The 21,513-nt window shown below is 40.1% G+C and carries 21 protein-coding genes; 19 read left to right on the top strand and 2 right to left on the bottom strand.

Translation table 11 applies throughout. The annotated features are described in order from the left end of the window. Positions 1 to 334: 334 nt before the first annotated feature. From JWG44_RS05475 to JWG44_RS05455, 5 genes are all read left to right on the top strand, one after another. Positions 335 to 1,207, top strand: coding sequence for a helix-turn-helix domain-containing protein (locus tag JWG44_RS05475; protein ID WP_205273966.1), 873 nt, complete (start codon positions 335 to 337; stop codon positions 1,205 to 1,207). Between the two features lie 85 nt (positions 1,208 to 1,292). After that, entirely contained in the window at positions 1,293 to 1,739 is a 447-nt protein-coding gene (locus JWG44_RS05470) for a LexA family protein (RefSeq protein WP_332460771.1), read from the top strand. Next, entirely contained in the window at positions 1,723 to 2,985 is a 1,263-nt protein-coding gene (locus JWG44_RS05465) for a Y-family DNA polymerase (protein ID WP_205273965.1), read from the top strand. The genes JWG44_RS05470 and JWG44_RS05465 overlap by 17 nt, the downstream gene beginning before the upstream one ends. Beyond that, positions 2,972 to 3,706: an SOS response-associated peptidase gene (locus JWG44_RS05460; RefSeq protein WP_205273964.1), complete on the top strand. Its 735-nt coding sequence runs from the start codon at positions 2,972 to 2,974 to the stop codon at positions 3,704 to 3,706. Before JWG44_RS05465 ends, JWG44_RS05460 begins: the two co-directional genes overlap by 14 nt. Positions 3,707 to 3,748: 42 nt before the next feature. Next, entirely contained in the window at positions 3,749 to 4,078 is a 330-nt protein-coding gene (locus JWG44_RS05455) for a hypothetical protein (protein ID WP_205273963.1), read from the top strand. 47 nt (positions 4,079 to 4,125) lie between these two features. Here the strand turns inward: JWG44_RS05455 and JWG44_RS05450 are convergent, their stop codons facing one another. Then, complete coding sequence (locus JWG44_RS05450) at positions 4,126 to 4,389, bottom strand: hypothetical protein (protein ID WP_205273962.1); 264 nt, start codon at positions 4,387 to 4,389, stop codon at positions 4,126 to 4,128. A gap of 152 nt (positions 4,390 to 4,541) precedes the next feature. Between JWG44_RS05450 and JWG44_RS05445 the strand changes: the two genes are divergently transcribed. From JWG44_RS05445 to JWG44_RS05415, 7 genes are all read left to right on the top strand, one after another. Beyond that, complete coding sequence (locus JWG44_RS05445) at positions 4,542 to 5,828, top strand: LIC_11904 family protein (RefSeq protein ID WP_205273961.1); 1,287 nt, start codon at positions 4,542 to 4,544, stop codon at positions 5,826 to 5,828. Positions 5,829 to 5,830: 2 nt separating this feature from the next. Continuing rightward, positions 5,831 to 6,856, top strand: a complete 1,026-nt coding sequence (locus JWG44_RS05440; protein WP_232371496.1) for a hypothetical protein — start codon at positions 5,831 to 5,833, stop codon at positions 6,854 to 6,856. Between the two features lie 8 nt (positions 6,857 to 6,864). Next, the gene (locus tag JWG44_RS05435; protein ID WP_205273959.1) at positions 6,865 to 7,374 is read left to right on the top strand and encodes a hypothetical protein; all 510 of its coding nucleotides are present in this window, start codon (positions 6,865 to 6,867) and stop codon (positions 7,372 to 7,374) included. Positions 7,375 to 7,448: 74 nt separating this feature from the next. Continuing rightward, a complete protein-coding gene (locus tag JWG44_RS05430) occupies positions 7,449 to 8,306 on the top strand; it encodes a ParB/RepB/Spo0J family partition protein (protein WP_205273958.1) in 858 nt (285 codons plus the stop codon). Between the two features lie 76 nt (positions 8,307 to 8,382). Further along, the gene (locus tag JWG44_RS05425) at positions 8,383 to 8,949 is read left to right on the top strand and encodes a helix-turn-helix domain-containing protein (protein ID WP_205273957.1); all 567 of its coding nucleotides are present in this window, start codon (positions 8,383 to 8,385) and stop codon (positions 8,947 to 8,949) included. Positions 8,950 to 9,179: 230 nt separating this feature from the next. Next, positions 9,180 to 10,691 (top strand): hypothetical protein, encoded by a 1,512-nt coding sequence (locus JWG44_RS05420; RefSeq protein WP_232371495.1) that lies wholly within the window; start codon positions 9,180 to 9,182, stop codon positions 10,689 to 10,691. 389 nt (positions 10,692 to 11,080) lie between these two features. After that, complete coding sequence (locus JWG44_RS05415) at positions 11,081 to 11,416, top strand: hypothetical protein (protein ID WP_205273955.1); 336 nt, start codon at positions 11,081 to 11,083, stop codon at positions 11,414 to 11,416. Between the two features lie 307 nt (positions 11,417 to 11,723). Here the strand turns inward: JWG44_RS05415 and JWG44_RS05410 are convergent, their stop codons facing one another. Further along, positions 11,724 to 12,200 carry a hypothetical protein gene (locus tag JWG44_RS05410; RefSeq protein ID WP_205274034.1) on the bottom strand — a complete coding sequence of 159 codons (477 nt, stop codon included), beginning with the start codon at positions 12,198 to 12,200 and terminating at the stop codon, positions 11,724 to 11,726. A gap of 395 nt (positions 12,201 to 12,595) precedes the next feature. Here JWG44_RS05410 and JWG44_RS05405 point away from each other — a divergent pair, with 395 nt between their 5' ends. From JWG44_RS05405 to JWG44_RS05375, 7 genes are all read left to right on the top strand, one after another. Continuing rightward, entirely contained in the window at positions 12,596 to 14,119 is a 1,524-nt protein-coding gene (locus JWG44_RS05405) for a phage portal protein (protein ID WP_232371494.1), read from the top strand. Positions 14,120 to 14,160: 41 nt separating this feature from the next. Further along, positions 14,161 to 14,781, top strand: coding sequence for a hypothetical protein (locus JWG44_RS22225; protein ID WP_232371493.1), 621 nt, complete (start codon positions 14,161 to 14,163; stop codon positions 14,779 to 14,781). A 298-nt stretch (positions 14,782 to 15,079) separates the two neighbouring features. After that, on the top strand, positions 15,080 to 15,736 hold the full coding sequence (locus tag JWG44_RS05395; RefSeq protein WP_232371492.1) for a hypothetical protein: 657 nt from the start codon (positions 15,080 to 15,082) through the stop codon (positions 15,734 to 15,736). Next, positions 15,736 to 16,194, top strand: a complete 459-nt coding sequence (locus JWG44_RS05390; protein WP_205273954.1) for a hypothetical protein — start codon at positions 15,736 to 15,738, stop codon at positions 16,192 to 16,194. The genes JWG44_RS05395 and JWG44_RS05390 overlap by 1 nt, the downstream gene beginning before the upstream one ends. Continuing rightward, complete coding sequence (locus JWG44_RS05385; protein ID WP_205273953.1) at positions 16,185 to 16,406, top strand: hypothetical protein; 222 nt, start codon at positions 16,185 to 16,187, stop codon at positions 16,404 to 16,406. The genes JWG44_RS05390 and JWG44_RS05385 overlap by 10 nt, the downstream gene beginning before the upstream one ends. Positions 16,407 to 17,088: 682 nt before the next feature. Beyond that, positions 17,089 to 17,541 carry a hypothetical protein gene (locus JWG44_RS22220; RefSeq protein WP_232371491.1) on the top strand — a complete coding sequence of 151 codons (453 nt, stop codon included), beginning with the start codon at positions 17,089 to 17,091 and terminating at the stop codon, positions 17,539 to 17,541. A 43-nt stretch (positions 17,542 to 17,584) separates the two neighbouring features. Beyond that, positions 17,585 to 21,513: Eco57I restriction-modification methylase domain-containing protein (locus tag JWG44_RS05375; protein WP_205273951.1), on the top strand; the 3,929-nt coding region annotated here is incomplete at its 3' end.

The following is a 21,513-nucleotide window of genomic DNA, read 5'->3' as shown; positions in this document are numbered from 1 at the left end:
CCTTCACCTTTTCTGTTTCGATACCTGCGGCGGAGGTCAGAGTCCACGCAGGTTTTCTCCTCCCCTTCCAGAAAACTCAATCCAAGAGACATAATTTTTTATGAGACATAGTATTATTATGCTTGACTGTTTTTTTAAAAATCCTGCTAGTCTGTACCCGTTTAGTCGACATAGCTAAACAACGGCCACTCTGACAATACGGCCAAACGAAACAGAAAAGGGAACCATTCAATCCGGCTCCAAGCTCGATCAATGCTTCTCGATTCCAGAGTAGGGTAAACTCTTTTACCGTGCGCGCCCAAAGTATGTCCGCACCGTAAGATAGGAAACGAACGTGGAAGAATTCGACTACGGTCACGCCGATCATATACCCGGAGTGATCAAAAAATTAAAACTTTCAAGAGGGTTGCGAGACCTTCTTTCTAAAATAACACACCTCGATATTGGAGGAAGACGTCTTGGAAAAGGTGGATGCTTTGCTACCAACAAATCGTTAGGCGAGGAATGCGGATTTGCAGAAGAGACTGTCGCTAAGTATGTTCGACGACTTCGTCAACTTGGTTTCGTCGAGGCCGGTGCTTTCCATGGACATTATAGAATTTTACGATCAACTCTTCACGATGCTGTGATTCAAGAAACTCAATTCCGAAGAAAGCCCAATGCCCAGGGTAACGATCCGGGGCAGGGTAGGGTAGAACAGCAAGGCTCCCCCGGACAATCACGATCTCACGCCCCGGATAATCGTTCGTCGTCTTGTACCCTTCTTACTAAAGAAAGAATTAAAAAACTTACTTACCAAGGTGCACCGTTCGACGAGAACTCAAATGAATGGAAAAAGTTTTTAGGTTGGTCGAAAGAAAAATTGAGCAAGTCCACTTTGAATATTCTAACTGAAGTTAAGATTAACTTTGATGGAACAAATTTAAACGTATTAACTCAGATACCTGAATCTATTGAGAAGGTTGTAGAAAAATATTTCTTTGAAGATCATCCTAAAAAGTTCATCGTAAAATTTTCCGAGAAAAAAGATGCAAGAGGCATGAAGGAAGACGTTATCAAAACTGAGAATAAATCTTCACCTCCATTCATAGAAAAAAAAGAAAGTAATCTCATGACGGAGGAGGATATTCGAAAAGCCATGCTTGAACTTCAGAGGATTCGCGAAGGTGAAACCGGCGCGCTACGACGAAGGAGGATCGCGGCATAACTCTATGTCTCCAAAACGTGAAGAAAATCGAGGTCCGTTTGTTTGAAAAATTGACTTTCTTGGACAGGTAAACTAATGTGTAGTTGTGTCAAAAGAAGCGATCGAAATTCTTAAATCCGATTCCGAACTCGGAAACGAATATCCGTTCCTTGAGGGGATTTCCGCAGGCTTCCCATCGCCGGCAGAGGAGTATTTAGAAAACGTTCTCGATTTGACTGAAGCGGTCGTAAGAAATCCGAACTCAACTTTTTTTGGAAGAGTCCGCGGTAACTCGATGATCGAAGCGAGTATTTCAGACGGAGATATCCTGGTTATCGACAAATCGATCCGACCTCGGAATGGAAATTTCGTCGTGTGTTCGGTGGACGGAGAGTTCCTATTAAAAACTCTCAAAGTCGAGAGTGGGGTAGGCTGGTTGGTTCCGGCGAACCCGGCGTTCAAATCGATTCGGGTGACGAAGGAAAATGATTTTCAGATTTGGGGAACAGTAACTTGGATTCTCCATAAGGCAGAAAATGTTCGCGCTGGTTGATTGTAATTCCTTCTACGTTTCTTGTGAGCGAATTTTTAGGCCGGAGCTCCGGGAAAGACCGGTAGTCGTTCTTTCGAACAACGACGGGTGTGTCGTGTCTCGCAGTCAGGAAGCGAAGGACCTCGGCGTAAAAATGGGAGAAGCGGTTTTTCTCCGAAAGGAATATTTTACCGAAAACAGAATCGAAATGTTTTCTTCCAACTACACGTTGTACGGAGATATTTCTCGAAGAGTAATGAACCTCCTTTCCGAGTTCTCTCCGGAAATGGAAATCTATTCCATCGATGAGGCATTCCTCGGTTTGTCCGGTACGCCAAAGGAGAATCTTCCGGGATTCGCGAGACGAATTAAGGAAACGATTCCGAGAAACACCGGAATTCCCGTGAGCGTCGGTATAGGACCGACCCGAACTCTTGCGAAACTCGCGAACCATATTGCGAAGAAGAGAAAGGAATATAACGGAATCTTTATAATCAAAAACGAAAGAGAACGGGAAGAGGCACTCCGGATGGTTTCCATCGGTGACGTTTGGGGAGTTGGCCCGAGCTACCGGAAGAAACTCGAAAGGGTAGGGATCGAGACCGCATACGATTTTTCCCGGATGCAAATCAACTGGGTTCGGGAACACTTAACGGTCGTCGGTGCGCGGATGGTATATGAACTCCGGGGAATTCCCTGTTCCGGTCTCGCTACTCCGGACAAGGAAAAAAAATCGATTTCGATAGCCCGGTCCTTCGGAGAAATGCAGGAAGATTTCGATTCAATGGCTGCGGCCGTTGCAACTTTTGCGAGCCGAGCCGCCTACAAACTCCGGAAACAAAAGGGATTTGCGAATATGATTCTCGTCTTCATCCATACTAACCCCCACCGGGAGGACTTGGTTCAGTATGCCCGGAACACAGTTGTAAGACTTCCGGTTGCTTCAGATTCCACTTTCGAAATCGTTCGGTACGCACTCGCCGGCCTTCGGCAAATTTACAAACCCGGAGTCCAATACAAAAAAGCGGGAATCGTTTTGGACGGAATTGTTTCCGGAACCGGAATTCAACCTGGACTTTTTGATTGCGTCGATCGACCTCGGGATGCAAGAATTATGGAAGTCATGGACGCGATGAATGGGAAATTCGGGAAGGAACGGATCCGTCTCGCAGTCACAGCCCAAAATAATTCCTGGAAACTTAGGCAGGAGCACCATTCCCCAAACTTTACGACCAACTGGAAGGAGATCATCAATGTGCTTTCATAACTCAATGTCAGCGGATGCGATGAGTTTGAAAAAAAGATTCAGCGCCGAACTGGTAGAACCGGAGAATTTTCAGCCTATATTCCACGAGAACGCATTTCGACATCGACCGCGTCCGGTGATCACAGGCGACAACCCGAAGTTAATTCAAAATTTCGTCTGGGGATTGATTCCTTCCTGGACAAAAACGGAAGTGTCCGCAAAGGAAATTCAGGAATATACTCCGAACGCCCGTTCCGAAACTGTTTTTGAAAAACCGTCATTTCGAGGTGTAATCCGGTCAAGACGGTGTCTCGTCCCTTCCACTGGTTTTTTTGAATGGCAGGACTTCAAAGGGAAGAAGTATCCCTATTTCATTTTTCTGAAAGACCAGGAAATCTTTTCTCTCGCAGGCATTTGGGATTCTTGGAAAAATCCGGTTTCGGGTGAAATCGTGAACTCCTTTTCCATTCTGACTACAGACGCCAATCCGCTTATGGCTCGGATTCACAATTCGAAAAAAAGAATGCCGCTGATTCTTCCGAAAGAAGGGGAGGAGGCTTGGATCGATCCGGAGCTAAAAGAAGAAAAAGACATCCGAGCGCTATTTAAAATTTTCCCGGAAGAAAAGATGGATGCTTACACGATCTCGAAACTAATAACGTCGAGAAATGAAAACTCAAACGTGAGAGAAGTTTCAAAAGAGTTCATTTTTTCGGAATTATCTCAGGAAAATTTGTTTTAAATTTCGTTTGATTCTTATTGGAGAACATGAGCTACTTGCAATATGAATGAATTTGAATATACTGAAATTACAAACGCAATTTTGGAGTTTGGAAAACAAAACCAAAGACAAACGATTGTTATATCCTTAGTCCTTGATTCAATAAATTTTGAAATACCTCTTACAATCTCCAATGTTTGCGATTTGAATAAAGAGCAGATTGAGGCAAGGTTGAACGAATTTAAAATATTGAATACCGCTACTCAATTTTATAGGCTCGTGCCTGAGCTACATATAACCCTTAGTAACATGAAAGTGCCATCCAGGATCCTCAAATATGCAAGTGGTAGAATATATTTTACTGATCAAGATGGAAAGTTAGTAATCGATTGAGCAACAGGTCACTTCCGATAATGCCAATCATGTCTCATCAGGAAAATTTACTCCATAAACGTATCTTTTTGAATTTGCCGGAACAATGTTTCTTGAATTTCACCTATTGCATCACAGAAATCTGAAAGTGAGATTTGTAGATCGTGGGTGCGAGCTGTCTTGTATCGAGATAAAAGACCGTTAGTCAAAAAGTGATAAATCGCGGATAAAACATTTTCTATTTGCTCTGAGCTATCGTCTGAATCAATCCCTTCCTGCATGAATCCTAAGATAAATTCGTCGTGAACTATGTCTCTGTACGGATTTTTCATGTCTTGAATCTTTCCATTGGCAAATACTCGATAGGGATATTCACAAATTCAACTTTTAAAAGGAACAAAAGGTAAAACTTTTGAATCAAAAGCTTCGAAAATCATTCAAGGGCAACTTGACATAAACAATTCTGTGAAAAAAATGGATAAATATGTCAAAAATAGGATTTTTGGAAAAGAGAAGAATAGGATCAGTTGGCGTTGCTTTGGGGTTCCTTATTCTTGTAAGTTGTAGCAAAGTTTCTAATCCAAGTAATTTACTTTGGCTTTCGGCAATTGGAATAAATCCAAATTTTGCAAATGGAATAAGTGGCACTGGGAGCGGCGCGGATTTTCAAATAATTTCCTCGCCGGAGACGCGATTCCAGATAAACCCTGAAGTAGTTGAAAACATTGGATTTTTGTATAACAACGATCCTAACTTTCCGGAACTTCGTAAAATACAAGATTTTTCAATCGTCTCGTTCGATTCGATTATCAAAGACCCGACATCGGCGCCCAGCGACGTAAATTTATTTATTCTGGATCCTACGAAAGGGAATATTATTTTTTCCAAGAATTCAGGTAAGATTTCTTACTACCAAGATCCGTCGCTTGTTAACTATTCATCAATACTTGTTCACCCTTCTGGAAGAATTCTTCTGCTTTCTAAAACCGGATTTATAAATTCTTGTTTTCAATATACAGCGGTCGGTTCGGTTATCAAAACTCCTTCCTGCAACGATTCAACGATTCAAGCTTCGAAGTTATTTAACTTTAAAATTGATGAAGGTAAGATACTCTTTAGGGCTCCTTCTGGTTCGCTAAAAATATTTTCTATAATTGACAATTCGGTTAACGATCTTTCTCTATCCCCTACCCCGATAGGAATCATAGATGTTTCATATTCTTCAAATCTAAAAACTCTCATAGTCTCTGAAAATGTTGGTAAGCGAATTTCAGTGTATAAAGAAAATGAGAATCTGTCTTTCAAACTTGAGAAAAAAAGTGATTCGTTTATATATACGTCCTCTTCAGGAAAAGGATATAGCGCCCCTTACATCAGTAGTGTTGCAATAAATAAAGACGGAATTGTTTATGCTCTTAGTAACGTAGAAGATGCCATTTATACTTTAGATCAAAATTTAAAGATCGTAAATGTATTCGAGGATTCCCTGCAATTTCGTCCTTTTCGGAAGATTATAGAACCGGTTAAGATAAGAATTTCCTATGAAAATGAAGACCTCTATGTTTTGACAAAGAATGAAATTTCAGTTCTCAGGGATGTTGAAGTAAACAAGAACTCTGATTTTCAATGGTCACTTCCAATCAATCAAGATAGCTTAAAGCAAGCAATCATCGATTCTTTAAAACAAACGAACTACAATCTTAACAAAAGTATTTTTGATCAACCGGCGGTTAAAGCGGTTTTAGATTCGTATAGGAATGCTGCTCAATGAAAATGTCATCTAAGTTAATCCTGCTTTTTATTTTAGTTGCGAGTTCCTTTGTTTCGTATATGCGTTGCGGGCAAAAGGAAGTCCTATTTGTAGCAATTGGAATATGCACATATTGGGATACTTCTAAATCAGGAGCAAAGCCCCACTATTGCGATTATCTTCCGGATGCGAGTAAGATTCCTCCAAATCCCGCCGCTGGAAAATGCGTAAGTTGTGATGCCGGTTATACTGTAGGCTACTGTGCGGATGGTTTATATTGGCAATCGGATGTAAATGGAAAGCAATGCGGGAAAGACGCTGGATTATTCGGTGGACAGACCGGATGCGCTCCCGCTGATCGATGCTATGGAGTTGGGGGAACGCCAATTCAAACATTTTACTCCGGATTTCTTTCGACCGGCGAGGAACCATTACCCGCAAATGTTTTATCAATCTCTCCTTCTAATGGTTCTACAATTTATCCAAATACAACTGTGACCCTTCAAACTTCAAAATCCGTGGATGGGAATTCTGTGATCCTTTCCGGATCAATAGGAAATTTTATAGGAAATAATTTCGAATTAAAGAGGAAAGACATTTATAACGATCAGCTTATTTTTCAGTTAGAACAGAATGTTCCGAAAGGCGTTCACAAAACTTTGGTAGTAAAAGGTAAAGACTTAGATGGGAAGGACCTGCAAATAAATTTGAACTATTCTATTTTGGCAAACGGCCAATCGGCAAGTATCAGCTCTTCTACTTGCCAACCAGAATGTTTAGTTAGATGGATTTTCGATTCATACGCGATTCCGTTTTCAGCACAAGGAGGATTCCCTCCATATACTTGGTATATGAATGGAGAAATTCCTCCTGGTGCAGTAATGTCTCTTGACGGAGTTTTGAGCGGACCACCGACGGGGAATTTTCTTGGAAAATACTATTTTGTAGTTACGGTCGTCGATTCAAATAACTCAGTCGCAAATTTTTCGGTTTCCATAAATTCTTTTGATTTAGGTGCCGCCTGTTTTTTTGCTGGAATATGTTGGTAGGAATTTATATGAAAAATCTTTTTTTGAAAATCACGCTTTCACTTTGTATTTCAATACTCTTTTTAGATTGCAAACACGATCAAAAAGAAGACGAGAATGATCCTATTTCTGCTTCGATCCTTTACGGCGCCTTTGTTAGAATGGACACTTTGCTGAGGGTCGAAAATTTAACGTCTGCACCCGTCGCAGTGAAAATTTATGATAACTCGACGTGCAATGCGAATTCCTCCGCGGTAAATTCCGGAATGCCTTCGTTTCATGATTTCGGAACGATTGCCGCAAATTCGAAGTCTGATCTTTTCCCACTTCCGTTTAGTTTAAATCTCCAATACAACGACGTAACGATGTATGTTCAATTCACCGGGCCGTGTAACTTCCCGCTTCCAAATAAACTAAAAGCAAGTTCACTTTCAAATTTACGAGGCTATCTTTTGCAAATTAAGCCGGCGATCAGTGGAAACGCCAATTATTTGGATATAGAAGAGAGGAACGGGATTTTCGCATATCCTCCACTTTAATCGTTTTCTAAATACGGATAAATCCGGGTTCTAAAAATTCTCGACATAATGCGAAATCCCCGGATTTGTCTCTTATGCCTAAAATCCGATATTCCGCCGTTGAAGAAATCCCGCTAGATAAACTTGTAATCCATAAAGACAACTTCATGCGGGATGTTCCCGACGATGAACAAAAGGCTTTTGAAAAACAAATTGCCGAGCAAGGAGTCGAAACTCCGATTTATATCACAAAGGAACCAGATAAGAACGGAAATTATGAAATTTTAAACGGTGCCCGCCGATTCCGTGCATCTAAGAAGGCAAAGTTTTCAACGATACCATGTAAACGAGTTCTCACTGATTTAACGGATTGGGTTCGTGCTCGAGTCATGGTTGCGGGAAACGATTGGGCGAAAAATTATTCGCCGGAAAACCGGAAACAAGTCATACAGATTTGGTTTAAAGAAATAGAAATCATTCAAGACGAAAGAGGAGGGGCCTTTGGGAACCAGTATTCAAGTGTTCGTGAATTCAAAACTCCCTTGAGACTTAGAATTCATGAGTTATTTGGATGGCCTTTGCGAACAGTTGACCGGGATCTCTCCGAAATTCGGAAAGAAATCTTTTCAAAAAAGAAAAAACCAATCAAAGAACTTCCGGATCTTCTCGATGGAGAGATTTTGTATTTTAATAACCGAGTTTCAGATTGGTGGTCATCGGAGCTCCAAAAAAAACAACTCCTTCAGGATCTTAAAAACGAACAGGACGCGATAAAGAAAAAGATCACCAAGATTTCTGAAACGCAAAAAAAATACACCCGCGATTTTAAAAAAGTCGGAGGATTACAAACCTATGTCCGACTCGCGATAAAAAAGGATCCGGCTCTAAAGAAGATTAAGGGACTCAAAGAGTTTATCGAAGAAGAAATTAAGAAAGAAAAGAAATCCAAATAGAAATGGATGTGCCCAACATTTCAGATTCATTTTAGGAATTGACTTTTAGAAAATCCCGAAACTTTGTCCCCGCCCTGTGGAGAAAAAACAAGCCAAAAGGGGACAAAGCGGAAAAACCGCTCCGAATAAGAAATCTTCTTCCAAACAAGATCGGAAAGTAACTAAGGCATTCGAACCCCCTTACGAAAACCCATATAAGAACGTAGATCCGGAACAGTTCAAAGTAATTCTTTTACTTTTGGATGGCCAAACAATCGCTCAAACTGCTAAGGTCATTGGAGTTGCCGACTCTACGATTAAGCGCTGGTTGTATTCAGAGGAGACAGTTGCTTTACGTTTTCGAGAAGCCTACGAAAAAGAAGCAGCGCGGCGAATAGACGCGATGCGTATGAACGCGGACTTGATCGCATTCGACCTATACGGGATTTTGAAAGATTGGATTGCGGAACTAAAAAAAAGAAAGGGAAAAGTCAGTTCGAAAGAAATCCAGCAGGTGATTTCCCATTTATCTTCTTCGAAATACCTCCTTAAAAATAAAACAGAAGCCGAGTCCGAATCGGCGAGGAAGAAACTTCTTTCCGGCCTTGAGGCATTTCTTGAGGAAAAAATTCTTGAGACAATATCCACCGGAGCGGGGGAGTGAAGATCGATCTTTCAGAGCTCCTCAAAGGGACTCCTTATGAAAATGTGGATCCTTCGATCCTTGGAGAAGCGGTCCGGAACGTTTCCGAAAGACTCAAATCGAAAGTAGTAGGGGCGAATCGGGAGAAGAATATCTGCCGGAAGCGAGCGACGGGGAAGAGGGGATCTTACCTTTTCTTTTGCCGTCACTACTTTCCCCATTATTTTTCCATACCGTTCGGTGAGCAACAAATGGAGCTCATCCATTTGATTCAATCTTACCGGTCTACCCGGAATAAGGATGGAAGTAAAAACCGGATACCGATTCGCTCCCTCGTTGCGCTTTCCCGCGGGTTCGGTAAGTCGACGATTCTAACTTTGTGCGGAGTCCTTTGGCTTCTTTTGACCGGAACCTGGAAATTCCCTATTCTGATATCTTCCACTTTGAATCAGGCGAAAGAATTTTTACGTAAGATCCAGGAAGAGATAGAGGACAACGCGGCACTTGCAAAAGATTTTCCGGAACTTCTACCGAAGAAAGATATTAAGGGCCAAAACGTTTCGTGGTCAGATTTCGATTTGGTTTTCATGGGAGGGTTCCGGGTTATCGCAAAAGGTTGGGGGAACGCGATCCGCGGGAAACGTCATAAGAACTTCCGACCCGATGCGCTTCTCATGGATGATCCAGACGAAGAAAAAGATGTCGAGAGTGAATCGACGATGCGTCGGAAATATCGTTGGTTGGAACGTGCCGCGCTCAAGCTCGGAACCGTCTGGGGGATCGATGCGATCCTTTCTTATACGACGATCGCACCGAATTGCGTAGGGGAATACGTTTTTAATTCCGAACGTTACAAAGAATGGATCCGGAAGAAATATCAAGCCTTGGTTACGGACCCAGACGGGACCGAGCGATCATCGTGGCCGGCCGGCGCGCCTCTCGATTTACTCCAAAAAGAGCGAGACGAAGATCCAATTACATTCGCGCAAGAAAGACAGAACGATCCTCTTCCTGAAGTCGGACAGAAATTCAAAGGACTGATCCAAACTTGGAAATACGAAAGACCTGAATCATTTGCTGGTTGGCAGTTGGCTTTAGCGCTCGACTTATCTCTAGGCAAAACAGAGCGATCGGATTTTTCTGCAATCGTTGGACTTGGACTTTCGCCGACAGGAAAATTCTACGAACTCTATTCTGATATTGAGAGAAGGCGTCCAGATCAAATTCAGAAGGACTTTATAAAGGCTTTGCAAGCGTTTCCTTGGGATGTCGCGGGTATAGAGACCAATGGGGGTCAAGAACACTTTCTGGATGGCTTTAGAACGCGCCTGGAAGACTGGAATGAACTTTGCTCTTTAGAAAACAACGAACTGGGATTGACTCTTGCAAACAAGATCATCGTTCCGATCGTCGGCATTCAAAACGCTGGAGACAAAATCCGACGTATTGAAGGAGCTCTTCAAGTTCCGATTGCTACCGGGCAACTCTTGCTTAGAGAAGACTCGAAAATTCTCCGAGAGCAATTCGATGAATTTCCTTTTAAAAAGAAAGACGGGCCCGACGCAACCGAAATGGCACATCGTTTGATAGTAGAAAAACTTGGGAATTCTGTTTCGTTTCTAACTTCGGAAGAAAGAACGGGGGCAATTGTAATTTCTCAAAAGACAAACGTATCCGAGAAAGATTCGGTTATTCCCGAAGGTTACATTGCTAAAAGTATAAATCAACTCAGAAGAGAACAAGCGAAGCGCCGCGGCTTTTAAGTATTGTATTTTCCTTTTTTTTAATATAGGATTCGCTAGTATAGACGCGAACATGATTCGCTAGTCTTGAGAGCGAAACTAAGAATCGCGCCTTACTAGCGAAACACTTTATTCGATTTTTGTTTGGATCGTCGATCACCGGGTTGTCGGTTTCATTTCTCGACGGAGAAAAAATTCTCCATCGAGCAGAATGCTTTGAAATGAGGATTTGGATAAGAATACGGAAAAAATCGGCCCTTAGATTTTAAGTAATTTGAGATTAAAAAATATAGAAATCGAAAATTCTCGGAAAATTAGAAAACTAATAAATAAAATTTGTATTTTCGCAAACTATAAATGTTTTTCTATATACTAAATTTAATATTTTTGAATTATTTGGCTTTAATTTTATGACTGAAGAACAAATCCAAAGATTCACTCAACATATTCTAACAGCTGCGATAAATGCAGGTGTAGTGGAAATAGGTACAAAATTAATGATTGGCTCAATTGGCGTTGCTCAACGGATTCATGTGCCCTCTACAGTCAGAAGATCTAATGAGAACATCCGTTACTTATTGGAAAATTTCAATTTAGCTAGAAACGGGTTTTTAAACGGATTGTTCAATGTGGACCTTGAGTTATGCGTTTATTGCGAAGGTCCACATTTCCCTGAATCAATAATTAGATTTGATATTAATGGAGGAGCGAATTTCACTCTTTCGAATGGGAATATTCTAATTTAGAGCTTACTTTATAATCGAAGTGTCTAACAACTTCTTTAAAATATTTGCAGATTGACAATTTCAACAGGTCACTTCCGATAATGGCTTTTATGTCCCATAAATGAACATATGTTCATAAACGTACCCATTCATCCTTTACACATCGTACTCAATATATACTTTACAAAATGAAACTGAAATATGTAACTCACGATCAATGAATTGGCATAGGATTCTTATATTGCAACACTTTTCCAGTGAATAAATCTAACATACCGAGAACTGCGCTCGCTAATATAAAACACGACCTGTTCTCCAACTGTCCTCTTCATTTTTCAGATATCCTTTTTCTGGAAGGGTGTGGGATTGGAATCGTTTTGGGTTTCGGTTCGGTACATTCATTTTTTATATTGCTTCTCTCCAGGCCTTCTGTTATAGATTTAATTAATTCAGTTTTATCTTGCGGAATTGATTTTGAGATAATTACTACGTTTTGAATTGGCAAAATTCTCTCATCCTGGTTTGGGCTTATTGAAAGCCGAACTCCGGTGATTGTATGTTTTAAACTATCAGTATCTATTATTCCTTCAATAGCTGGGAATAACTTATGGATGGTGAACGTTCCGATAAGTATATCACCTTCCCATTCGGTTGATTTGAGTTCACCAAATTGAGAATCATTTGAAGAAATCGGTGTCGTAGCATTTCCAAAATATACCGGAAGTCGGTCTTTGATTGAAACATCTTCTTTCTTTGGATTCCCATTATTACCGTCGGCTATGAGAATGACTGCTCTGAATTCCATTTTTTTCCTCTCGAATATTAGAATCCTCGAATGATACACCGAAAATGAATTTAGTACAAACGTTTTCAAACCATTTTCAATTAATTTGAAAACTCATCAAAAACCTCTCAGGGATCAACGAAAAAGGTTTGCAATGTTTTCAAACGTTACCCCATTGTCCTCTTTCCGTGGCACGACCTCGCGGAAAGAATTACGAAAAGAATCTTCATTATAGAACTCCCAAGGAGTTCCGCACCGAAAAAGAAGTAAAAGGAAAAGCGTCGCCAACAAATTCAAATTCTCCTCCGAAAGAAGAATCCGATCCACGACACATGGACGTTTCTACATTTCGGAAAAGCAGTTTTTACGGACCGACAAGGGCGACTGTTGATCAAGCAATCAATTTGAATAATCGTATGTATGAGCTACTTCGGACTCAGAAAGATGCAAAGGATCCAATCTACGTCGATGATCAATACGTTCTTCTTTCACAAGGGATTCGGTGCCGACCCGTTTTCCGTCCAGATCCTTTCGATCTACGGGATATCGGATATTCCTCTTCCTTAATAGGCTCTATTCACCAAATTCTTGCCGACGATGTTTCGATGTATTGCGATCTCGACGAAGATCCCGGTTTCTCCATCGCAATGAAGGAGAAACGGAAGTCCCCTTCTCCGGAAGACAAAATCAAAATGGACAACCTCGGCCATTTAATGCTTATTATGGGTGACAAATCCCTTCCTACTTGGCGCGAACGGGAGCGCTTAGGTGAAGTGCTTGAAATGGCTACGAGGGATACTCTCGCGATCGATACAGTTGCCTACCAGAGGACATTTAACAGACGAAACGAACTGATTGATATGACCTACCTTGACCCGGCCACGATCTTTCGAGTGGATCCGAAAAAAGGATATAAGGGCGACAAATCTATTACTCACGTTCAGATGATCCGAAATCAGGTTACGGAAGTCTACGAAGCTGGAAGGATTGTTCTCCGGCATAAGAACAACATTTCCGATGTAAGATTCCGCGGTTTCGGCATATCCCCGATCGAGTCATGTATCTTAGAGATCATGTCGTTGATTTTTGTCATAAAACATAACGCGGATAGATTCAATTCCAGAAACCCTCCTCGAGCATTGATAACGAGCGAAGGTAGCATTTCAAAAGCCGCCCAAGAAGCGTTGGAGCTTGAATGGGAAAACGCATATTTCGGCGCGCGAAGCGGATTCAGACTTCCTATGCTTTTTGGTGCGGGAAAAATCCAAGTCCATAACTTAGAAGTGAACGATGATTTCGAATTCGATAAACTCCTTCAGATGACTGCATCTTTGATTTGCGCTAGGTATGGAATCGATCCTGCTCAATTGGGATTGAAATTGAATCAGTCCGCAACCCTTTCGGAACCTTCCGTTGATGGAAGACAGCATTTTGCTCGGGACCGTTCACACGGTTCCCTAATGGCCTTCCATCGAGATTGTTTGAATGAAGTTCATGATCCACAAGATGATTCTCCTTACAAATTGATTTTTAACGGAATCAAGGTCGATGAATCTTCGAAGAAAGCGGATCTTTATGATAAACAATTCAAAACCTTTAGAACTCTTGATGATATTTTGAAAGCGGAAGATAGACCGACGATGAAAGAACTCGCCGACCTTTATAAAACGAATGGTGTGATCTCGGATGACCAAGCTAAGAAATTTTCTCAAATGGGTATGTTAATCGGAAATCCATACTATGCTGCGGAATTTAGCAAAATACTTGGGAACGGATCTCAAGCCGGCCAACCTTCCTACCCAGGGAATCCCGCGGAAGGAGATCAAAATCCTCCTAATGAAGAAGGTTCGCTTCAAAGCAAAGAATCAAAAACCGATCAAGATGAGGACTTACCTTGGAGCGACGAGGACTTTATCATGCCGGAACCCGGAACTCAATAGTTTTCGCGCACTCATAAGAGTAAAAAATAAGGCGGTATAAAATGTCTGAAGAAGTCAAAACACAAGAAACTGAGAAGGAACAACCGGGAAGTGAAAATCCCCCTGCTCCCGCGGAAAACCAAAACAATACGGAACCGGTAGAGAATTCGAACGAAGAAAAAAAAGCTGAAGTTGAAGAAAATAAGAATCCGATTCCGGCACCTACTACTCCCGAACAAGAAACTGAGAAGGAACAACCGGGAAGTGAAAATCCCCCTGCTCCCGCGGAAAACCAAAGTGCAGATTCTTCGGAAGTGGAATCTGTTGAAGAGGAAGAAGCCTCGGGAATTTTGCAACCTATCATCGACGCTCTTTCCGACTTAAAGAAGTTCGATCTTTACGAGAGCATCCTTCAAATTCTCTCTACGGAAAATAGAGTTTTAAAAAGCAATATTTCCGGTGTTATCGACTTGCTTGCCTCGAAAGGAGTAGAATCCGAAAAATTTCCCGCAGAACATTGGAATGAAATTGCGGAAAGAATTATCAAGGCCGTGAATACAGACTCTTTTGATAGGCTCAGCAGCGCTATAGAAGGTATTCTTCATCAAACTACGGATAAAAAAACGAAACTTTCACTTTGGTCATCGGCAATTGATTCGTTCCTCGCAGAACTGGTACACTGAAAGTCCTTTTTTACGCGGACGTGCCGGGCGTGAATTCCAGCTACTGGTCGGAGATCGATTAAAGTGGCTGGAATATTGTGTCATAGGTCCAAAAGATCCGGAAATTTTCGCATCCAAAACATTCTTTCGGAAAGGAATCTTCTCTTGGGGAAAGAAAACAATCGGCAAATACTTTCCAAGCATTTTTGAAAAGAATTTCCCAAAGGATCGTCCACCTTTAATAAAAATTGGGAGAGAAACAGAGCCTACAGAGAAAGAAGATTCCGAACCTGATTTTGAAAAATGGCTTTTTGAATTTTTGGAAAGAGATTGGAATCCGGTTTATAAAGAAATCGGAGAATCCGGAACACTTTTAGGGTATCTGTCGGGATATTTGAGTGGCGCTTTGAAACTTCCGACTGAAACTATCGATGAGATGGGAATCGAAGATTATGATCGAGCTTTAAAATACAAACTTGGGTTTGGATTAGAAGATCGTAATTCGCTTGAAGAAATCATTCCTAAAAGTCGAGAAAGAGAATTGGCCGCGGAATATTCAAAGAACCATGCCTCCGAATGGATTGCAATCTATCAACGTGATGAAGAGGGAAACGTAATTCAGGATTCGGAGGGTAACCCTGTTCGTGGTGGTAAACCTTATGAATATTTGTCTTCGATGTATCGAGACATGATTTCAACGGCAATCTCGGAAGGGAAAACCATGGAGCAACTTCAATCTGAAATGGCCTACCCCGATCTTTTTGAACTTGTAGAAAAGGGGAAATTATCGGAAGATGAATATCTTAAAATTCTAAATGGGGATGAGTCGTCTCTTTTAACGTTGAGATTGAACCGAAACTTTCGACGATTTGCTTGGACAGAAGCTTCGATGGCTTTCAATGCAGGACGTATTTCTGCGTTAGTTGAAAGCGGGATCAATTACGCGATTTTTACAAAAGGGCGACGTATGATGTAATGTTTAACTGGTATGAAGAACAATTGGATAGTATCGATGCTTCGTGTAGTTGGGACTTAAACCAAAATGGAATTAAAATCCCACTTGATGTTCGAAAATTTTCGAATCCCTGGGAACAAAAGTATTATCTTAAACTATTGGATATCAAAGAGAAGATTGCCCGGTTAAAAAAGGAAAGGCCAGATGCTCGTATTCGAAGAAAGGTCGTTCTCGATACGATGGCCTTAAATCGAGAATATAACGAATATCAGGATTGCGAAAGTGCTTTGTCGAGGCTACTCCATGATATTCAGTCAGGGCAAATCCAGGTTGTCGGTATGCTTTTGATTTCTATAAAATCTATCGTCGGCGAAATGGTAATCGATTTAGAGGGCTCTGGCTTATCTAGAGAGGAGCGAATTGAGCTTTTAGAAGAGGCGATAGAAATCGAAAAGCGTGAGGGAGGAAAATGGAATTAGCAAATCTTTATTATATCGATTCCGCGATTAAAAAAATTGTCTTGATTCGGATTCTAAATTACGAACTTAGTTTCGACGAACAATTTTATATTCTAAGAAGATGTTCTGATTCCCTTCTTATCTATGAATCAAGAATTTATTATGAAGTAAAAAACTATGCAGAAAATCAAGAATATCAATTAGCGGGACCTTTTTTCAAATATGGGACGTGAATTTCTAAAAACAGGTGGAAACACTTTCAAAGTCGAAATCGGCCCTTCCACATTCAATCCGAATCCTCCAGACGATTTAATTCAAAGGCAAGGCGAGCCGGTTATTTGGTTACGGACTTTCCCAAACCCTGATACAAACAGTCAGCAACTCATGGCTTTGCCAGGGAAAAATGATTCTTTATATCGAATTGATAAAACCTTTAGGGTTCCATTAGAGGATCTTCAAAACCAACAGTTTGATGGAAACGATCTTTATACTCGATACGGACCTATAAAAAAAGTTCGAAATTTGTTTGTGGTGCGCGCTGAAGAGGATGGCGGAAACCTTGATTTAGAAATAGAAGAAACCGAAGGAAACAGAATTAGATGCGTTCCTAAAAGGGAATTCGAATCCTATATGTTAGTTCGTTGTGATTATGAAATTTCCGTAATTGATAAGGATGAAAAGCTTACATTCATTCAAAATTACGACGGAGGGGTTTTAAATTTAGGTATCTTCCCAAATAAATTGGTAACGAACGTAAAAGAGATATGGTGGAAAAGGCCGACCGAAGATAAATTCTCAAAACTTTCCGATTTCAAACACGATCTTGTAAACGTATATCTCAAGGATATATCTTCGAAAGGGACGATTTACGAAATAACTTTCGATTCGTTTTCGCCTATTAAAATAGGTTATCGTATGATTGAGGCAAAAGATCGACGATTGGGAAAATCTGGTGTGGATTTGCAGGTAGGCGATCTTGATGTTGTAGTCGGTTCTACTACAAATTTTGCGAAAGACGATTTGATTATATTGTTGAATTCACTCATCACAGAGAAAGAAATTTGTAAAAGAAATAAGGACGGTCTGTATCCAATAAAATATACTCCGGTAAGAGAAATATACTCGATTCATTCTTTCGAAAGAGAATATACAGATTTCTCTGTCGAGAAATTTAGATTCTTGCAACTCAAAGGCGACTCTCTTCCCGATCAAGTTTCTATAGTCTACGGATATAATCCAAAGTTTAGAATTCTTCCTTCTACAAAGTTTTCTGCTTTGGCGGATAGAGTTCAACCTAGAGAGTGGGTTGCGCGAATGGATCAAACAAATCTTGATCTTTCAGAAATTATCTCCGGATTGTCGCATTAAAATCTTGCAATGAAAAAGATATCTTCAATTTGTCGCTCTTCGTATGAAACACGACGAAATTATTCAGAGATTTTTGAAAGGGCGTAAATATGAAGTTGGAAGGGAGTCAGTAAGGAAGGACGGGATTTACAGAAAAATATCCGATTCGGGTGAAAAATCAAAACAGTGGAAGCTGATTCAAAAACATAACGAAGAAAAAAAGAGATTCTCAAAAATATTAGAAGCAATTACGAATTTCTTTGGGACGGAAAAAAAAGACGCAAAATCAATTCCTAAGCGCGAATACGAGTCGAATAAAATCGAGTCCAAGGGAATTACCATTCAAGAATGGACCAGACACTTCACTAAATATTTTGAAATCAAATCACAAATCGACGCAAAATTTCATCAAGAAAAGAATGCAAAAGAATCAAATTCAACTTTAATCGGAAATCGGACCGAATCTAATCAGGTCACAAATTTTACTGCGAAAAATTCAAATAAAATTTCAGAGAAACCGACTTTCAAAAAATCGATTTTTAAAATATTATATGATCTCTATGGAGAAGAAAATGGGAAATCAAGCAGAGGTAATGAGTCAAATAACAGCATCCAATTACAAAACACTTCCAACAAGGGATCCAGAATGGGTTTATCAAAGCCTTCTAAAAATGGCGAAAGTAGACAAAGTGGAACCAACAGTGGAAAATCTTCTCTCTTTGGCAGGCACTCTGGAAATCGATCTGGCTCAGGAATTTCAAGCGACGAACGAATAACAAAAGAAGAATCACTGGCATTGTCCGTTGTAGACGGGTTAAAGACATTTCGCGGGCTCTGGAGCAATAAAAAGCAAAACGAAATAAATCTAGAATGCAAAGCAATACTTGCATCGACTCCTCCTGATCAAATGAGCCCCGAGCAGAAAGAAATTCTAAAATTATATGAGGGTTCGGGAGGACAAACAACGAATGATATTGTAGACGCGAATAGAGGAATGCTCTATCAATTTCTTACACCCACAAAGATTGTCGAAAAAATGCAGGATATTCTTTCCCGTTATGTAAAAGAAGGTGATAAAGGTTTGGAGCCTTCAGCGGGGACAGGTAGATTCGCTAACGGAAAAGGAGAAGGATATCAATGGGATATGATGGAATATAACCCTGATGATAATACGGCCTACTCTATTGCCAAAATCTTGAATCCATATGCAAATGTTTCGGACAAGGCTTTCGAAACGTTATTTATAAATTCGAAAAATCAATCTGTCGGTGACAAATACGAAGGTAAAAAATTTCAATTTGTCGCAGGTAATCCCCCTTATGGAGCCATGGAAGGAAAATATAAAGCGATAGAGGGTAAGGGCTGGAAAAGATATGAACATTATTTTATAAACCGAGGCATTGACGTTCTCGAAGAAGGCGGTATTCTCACTTTCATAGTCCCTCAATCTTTTTTGAATGCTAATAATGAAAAATGGAAGAATCAAATATTTGAAAAGGCGGAACTTTTAGAGGCATATAGGTTGCCTGAAGGAGCATTTAGGAATACGCAAATTGGAACCGATGTGATCGTCTTAAGAAAGAATTCAACGAACTCGAAAGATAACTCGTTAGCATTTTCGGGAAAATATTTCGAAAAGAATCTACAACATGTTTTTGGTTCTACCGAAAAAAGAAAAAATCGCTTCGGGAAAGAGGAAGAATATATAAAAGGGGAAATTTCTGATTTTTTGAATTTCAATTTACCTTTTAGTCATGAAATGAGTGAGGATCACAAAAAGGCAATCTCGGAAGGAATGGTCGGGAACTCAAATGCGAAAGGTAAGAGAATGCTTAAAGCGGTCGTTGATGCTAAAAAAATAAATAAGAAGAGTGAAACAAAAGAGAAAATTTCAAATGCAATTCGGAGCTCAATAGGTGTTCAGGCGAAGATTGATCCAAAAGATGTTTATACACAGGAAGAGTTTATCCAAAAATACGGGAAAAAATATGATCAAGCAGATTTAGAAATGGTTCGAAATATGCTTCCTACTGGCGCTCTTCCGGATACTCACGATTTCAATATTCAAAAAATGTCTAAAATGAGGAATGAAATATATCCGGATTTTATTTACGCTTCTGGTGATATATCGGAAAAACTCAGAATACTAGAAATTGAAAAAGATAATCTAAGCCAAGAAGAATATAAAAAACAGAAAGCTCTTTTAACCTCGGTTCTTCCGGAAATAGTCAAACTTGAAAAAATAATACTTACTCCAATTGAGCCATTTGCAAAAGGATTTATTTTTGACGATAATACGAGCCTTATCGACAAGTTCAAAAAATTCATATTAGGAGAACCTCGGGTCGGAAAATATGGGAAGGATCAGGGTAAAATCACCGGATACGATGGCGGGCTACCAAATGAATATTTTACAAATTATACTATAACGAAATCGGACATTCTCGCATACCTTAATGGAGAAAGGGTAACAGGAAGAAACGAAGTTATTTACGACAAAGAATCTAGAGAAATTACCAAATTAGAAACGAATAAGCAAAAAAGGAAAGAAAGGAAAGAGATAGGAAATAAACTATTTCAACAGTTTATACAAGAGTCCCTAAACAACGAGGAGAGGGCCGAGCTTACCAGGAAATGGAATGAGCAATTCAATTCCATTGTAAATATAGACGGTTCAAAAATTCCAGTTGTTTTAGAAGGAATGTCTAAACTATTTAAAGGGAATAAACAAGACTTTAGACCAACGCAAACTAACTTCATTTCAAGATTCATGGCACAGGGCGTTGGGTGTGCTACTCATGAGGTAGGTTTAGGAAAAACTTGGACAGGAATGGCCTCGAATGTTTCAGCGATGCAATCTGGTAAATGTAAGAAACCATTAATAGTAGTGCCAACCTCCGTTCTCCAGAATTGGGTTCTTGAATTCAAGGAAAGATTCCCGAACATTCCGCATCAAATGATAGGAACTCCAGAGCTTAATACTTTGAACAAATCGGAATACGGGTTTCAAGTAGAAGATGGCATGGTAACGATCATGTCTTATGACGCATTTACGCAATTTGGATTCAGCAATGAACGGTATGAAGAGCTAACTAAAGAAGTGAGAGACCAGATTTATAATCCAGATAGCTTAAGGGAAGATGTAAAAGGAAAGAAAAGAGAAAAAGCTCAAATGGATGAAAAATCCAATTCAATTATTTCAGAAGCAGTCAAGGGTACTCGGTCAGATTTGCTTTTTGATAAGGTAGGTTTTGATCATATCACCGTTGACGAAGCTCACAATTTCAATAATATTTTTGTAGATGTAGCTTCAACTAAAGGAAAGGCCGAAAATAAATTAAAAGGGCAAGAAGATGACATTGGCGTCAATGAGTTTGATGGAATTACTGGAGGGACTCCTTCATCTCGAGGGATTAAACTTTGGTTAGCTGCAAGACATATCCTTGAGAAAAACCATGATCGAAACGTTTTGCTTTTAAGTGCAACCCCGTTTACAAACAATCCTCTTCAAATATATTCACTCCTATCAATCGTCGCAAAAAGCAGAATGGAGAAAATCGGAATTTCTAACATTCGAGATTTTTTAGGAACCTTTGTTGAAACAAAATACGAAAACGTAATCGAAGGAAATGGCAAAGTAGTAAATAGACAAGTTGTTCGTTCTTTTAAGAACGCACAAGCTTTACAAAGTTTGATATCGGAATACTTTGACTTTCAGTCCGGCGATAAAAATGGAGTCGAACGCCCAAATTTAAAAATGAAGGCGATTACTCTTCCGTTAACCAAAGAACAGGAAACAATTCGTAATGAACTAGAATCTATGTATGATTTACGGGACGCGTCTGGTAAGCCTCTAGGTGGCGCACCTTTAGTCTCGATTCTTACACAGCAAATGATGAATATTTCACCTGCTCTAGTAAAAAAAGGAGATGGTGAAGTTTGGAATTACGTTGGGGATATAAACCCGGATGGTGACAAGGATATCGTTCAAAG

The sequence above is a fragment of the Leptospira ainazelensis genome (assembly GCF_016918785.1).
Taxonomy (GTDB): domain Bacteria; phylum Spirochaetota; class Leptospiria; order Leptospirales; family Leptospiraceae; genus Leptospira; species Leptospira ainazelensis.
The sequence above is the reverse complement of the archived record's forward strand: the minus strand, read 5'-3'. Positions and strand labels throughout refer to the sequence as shown.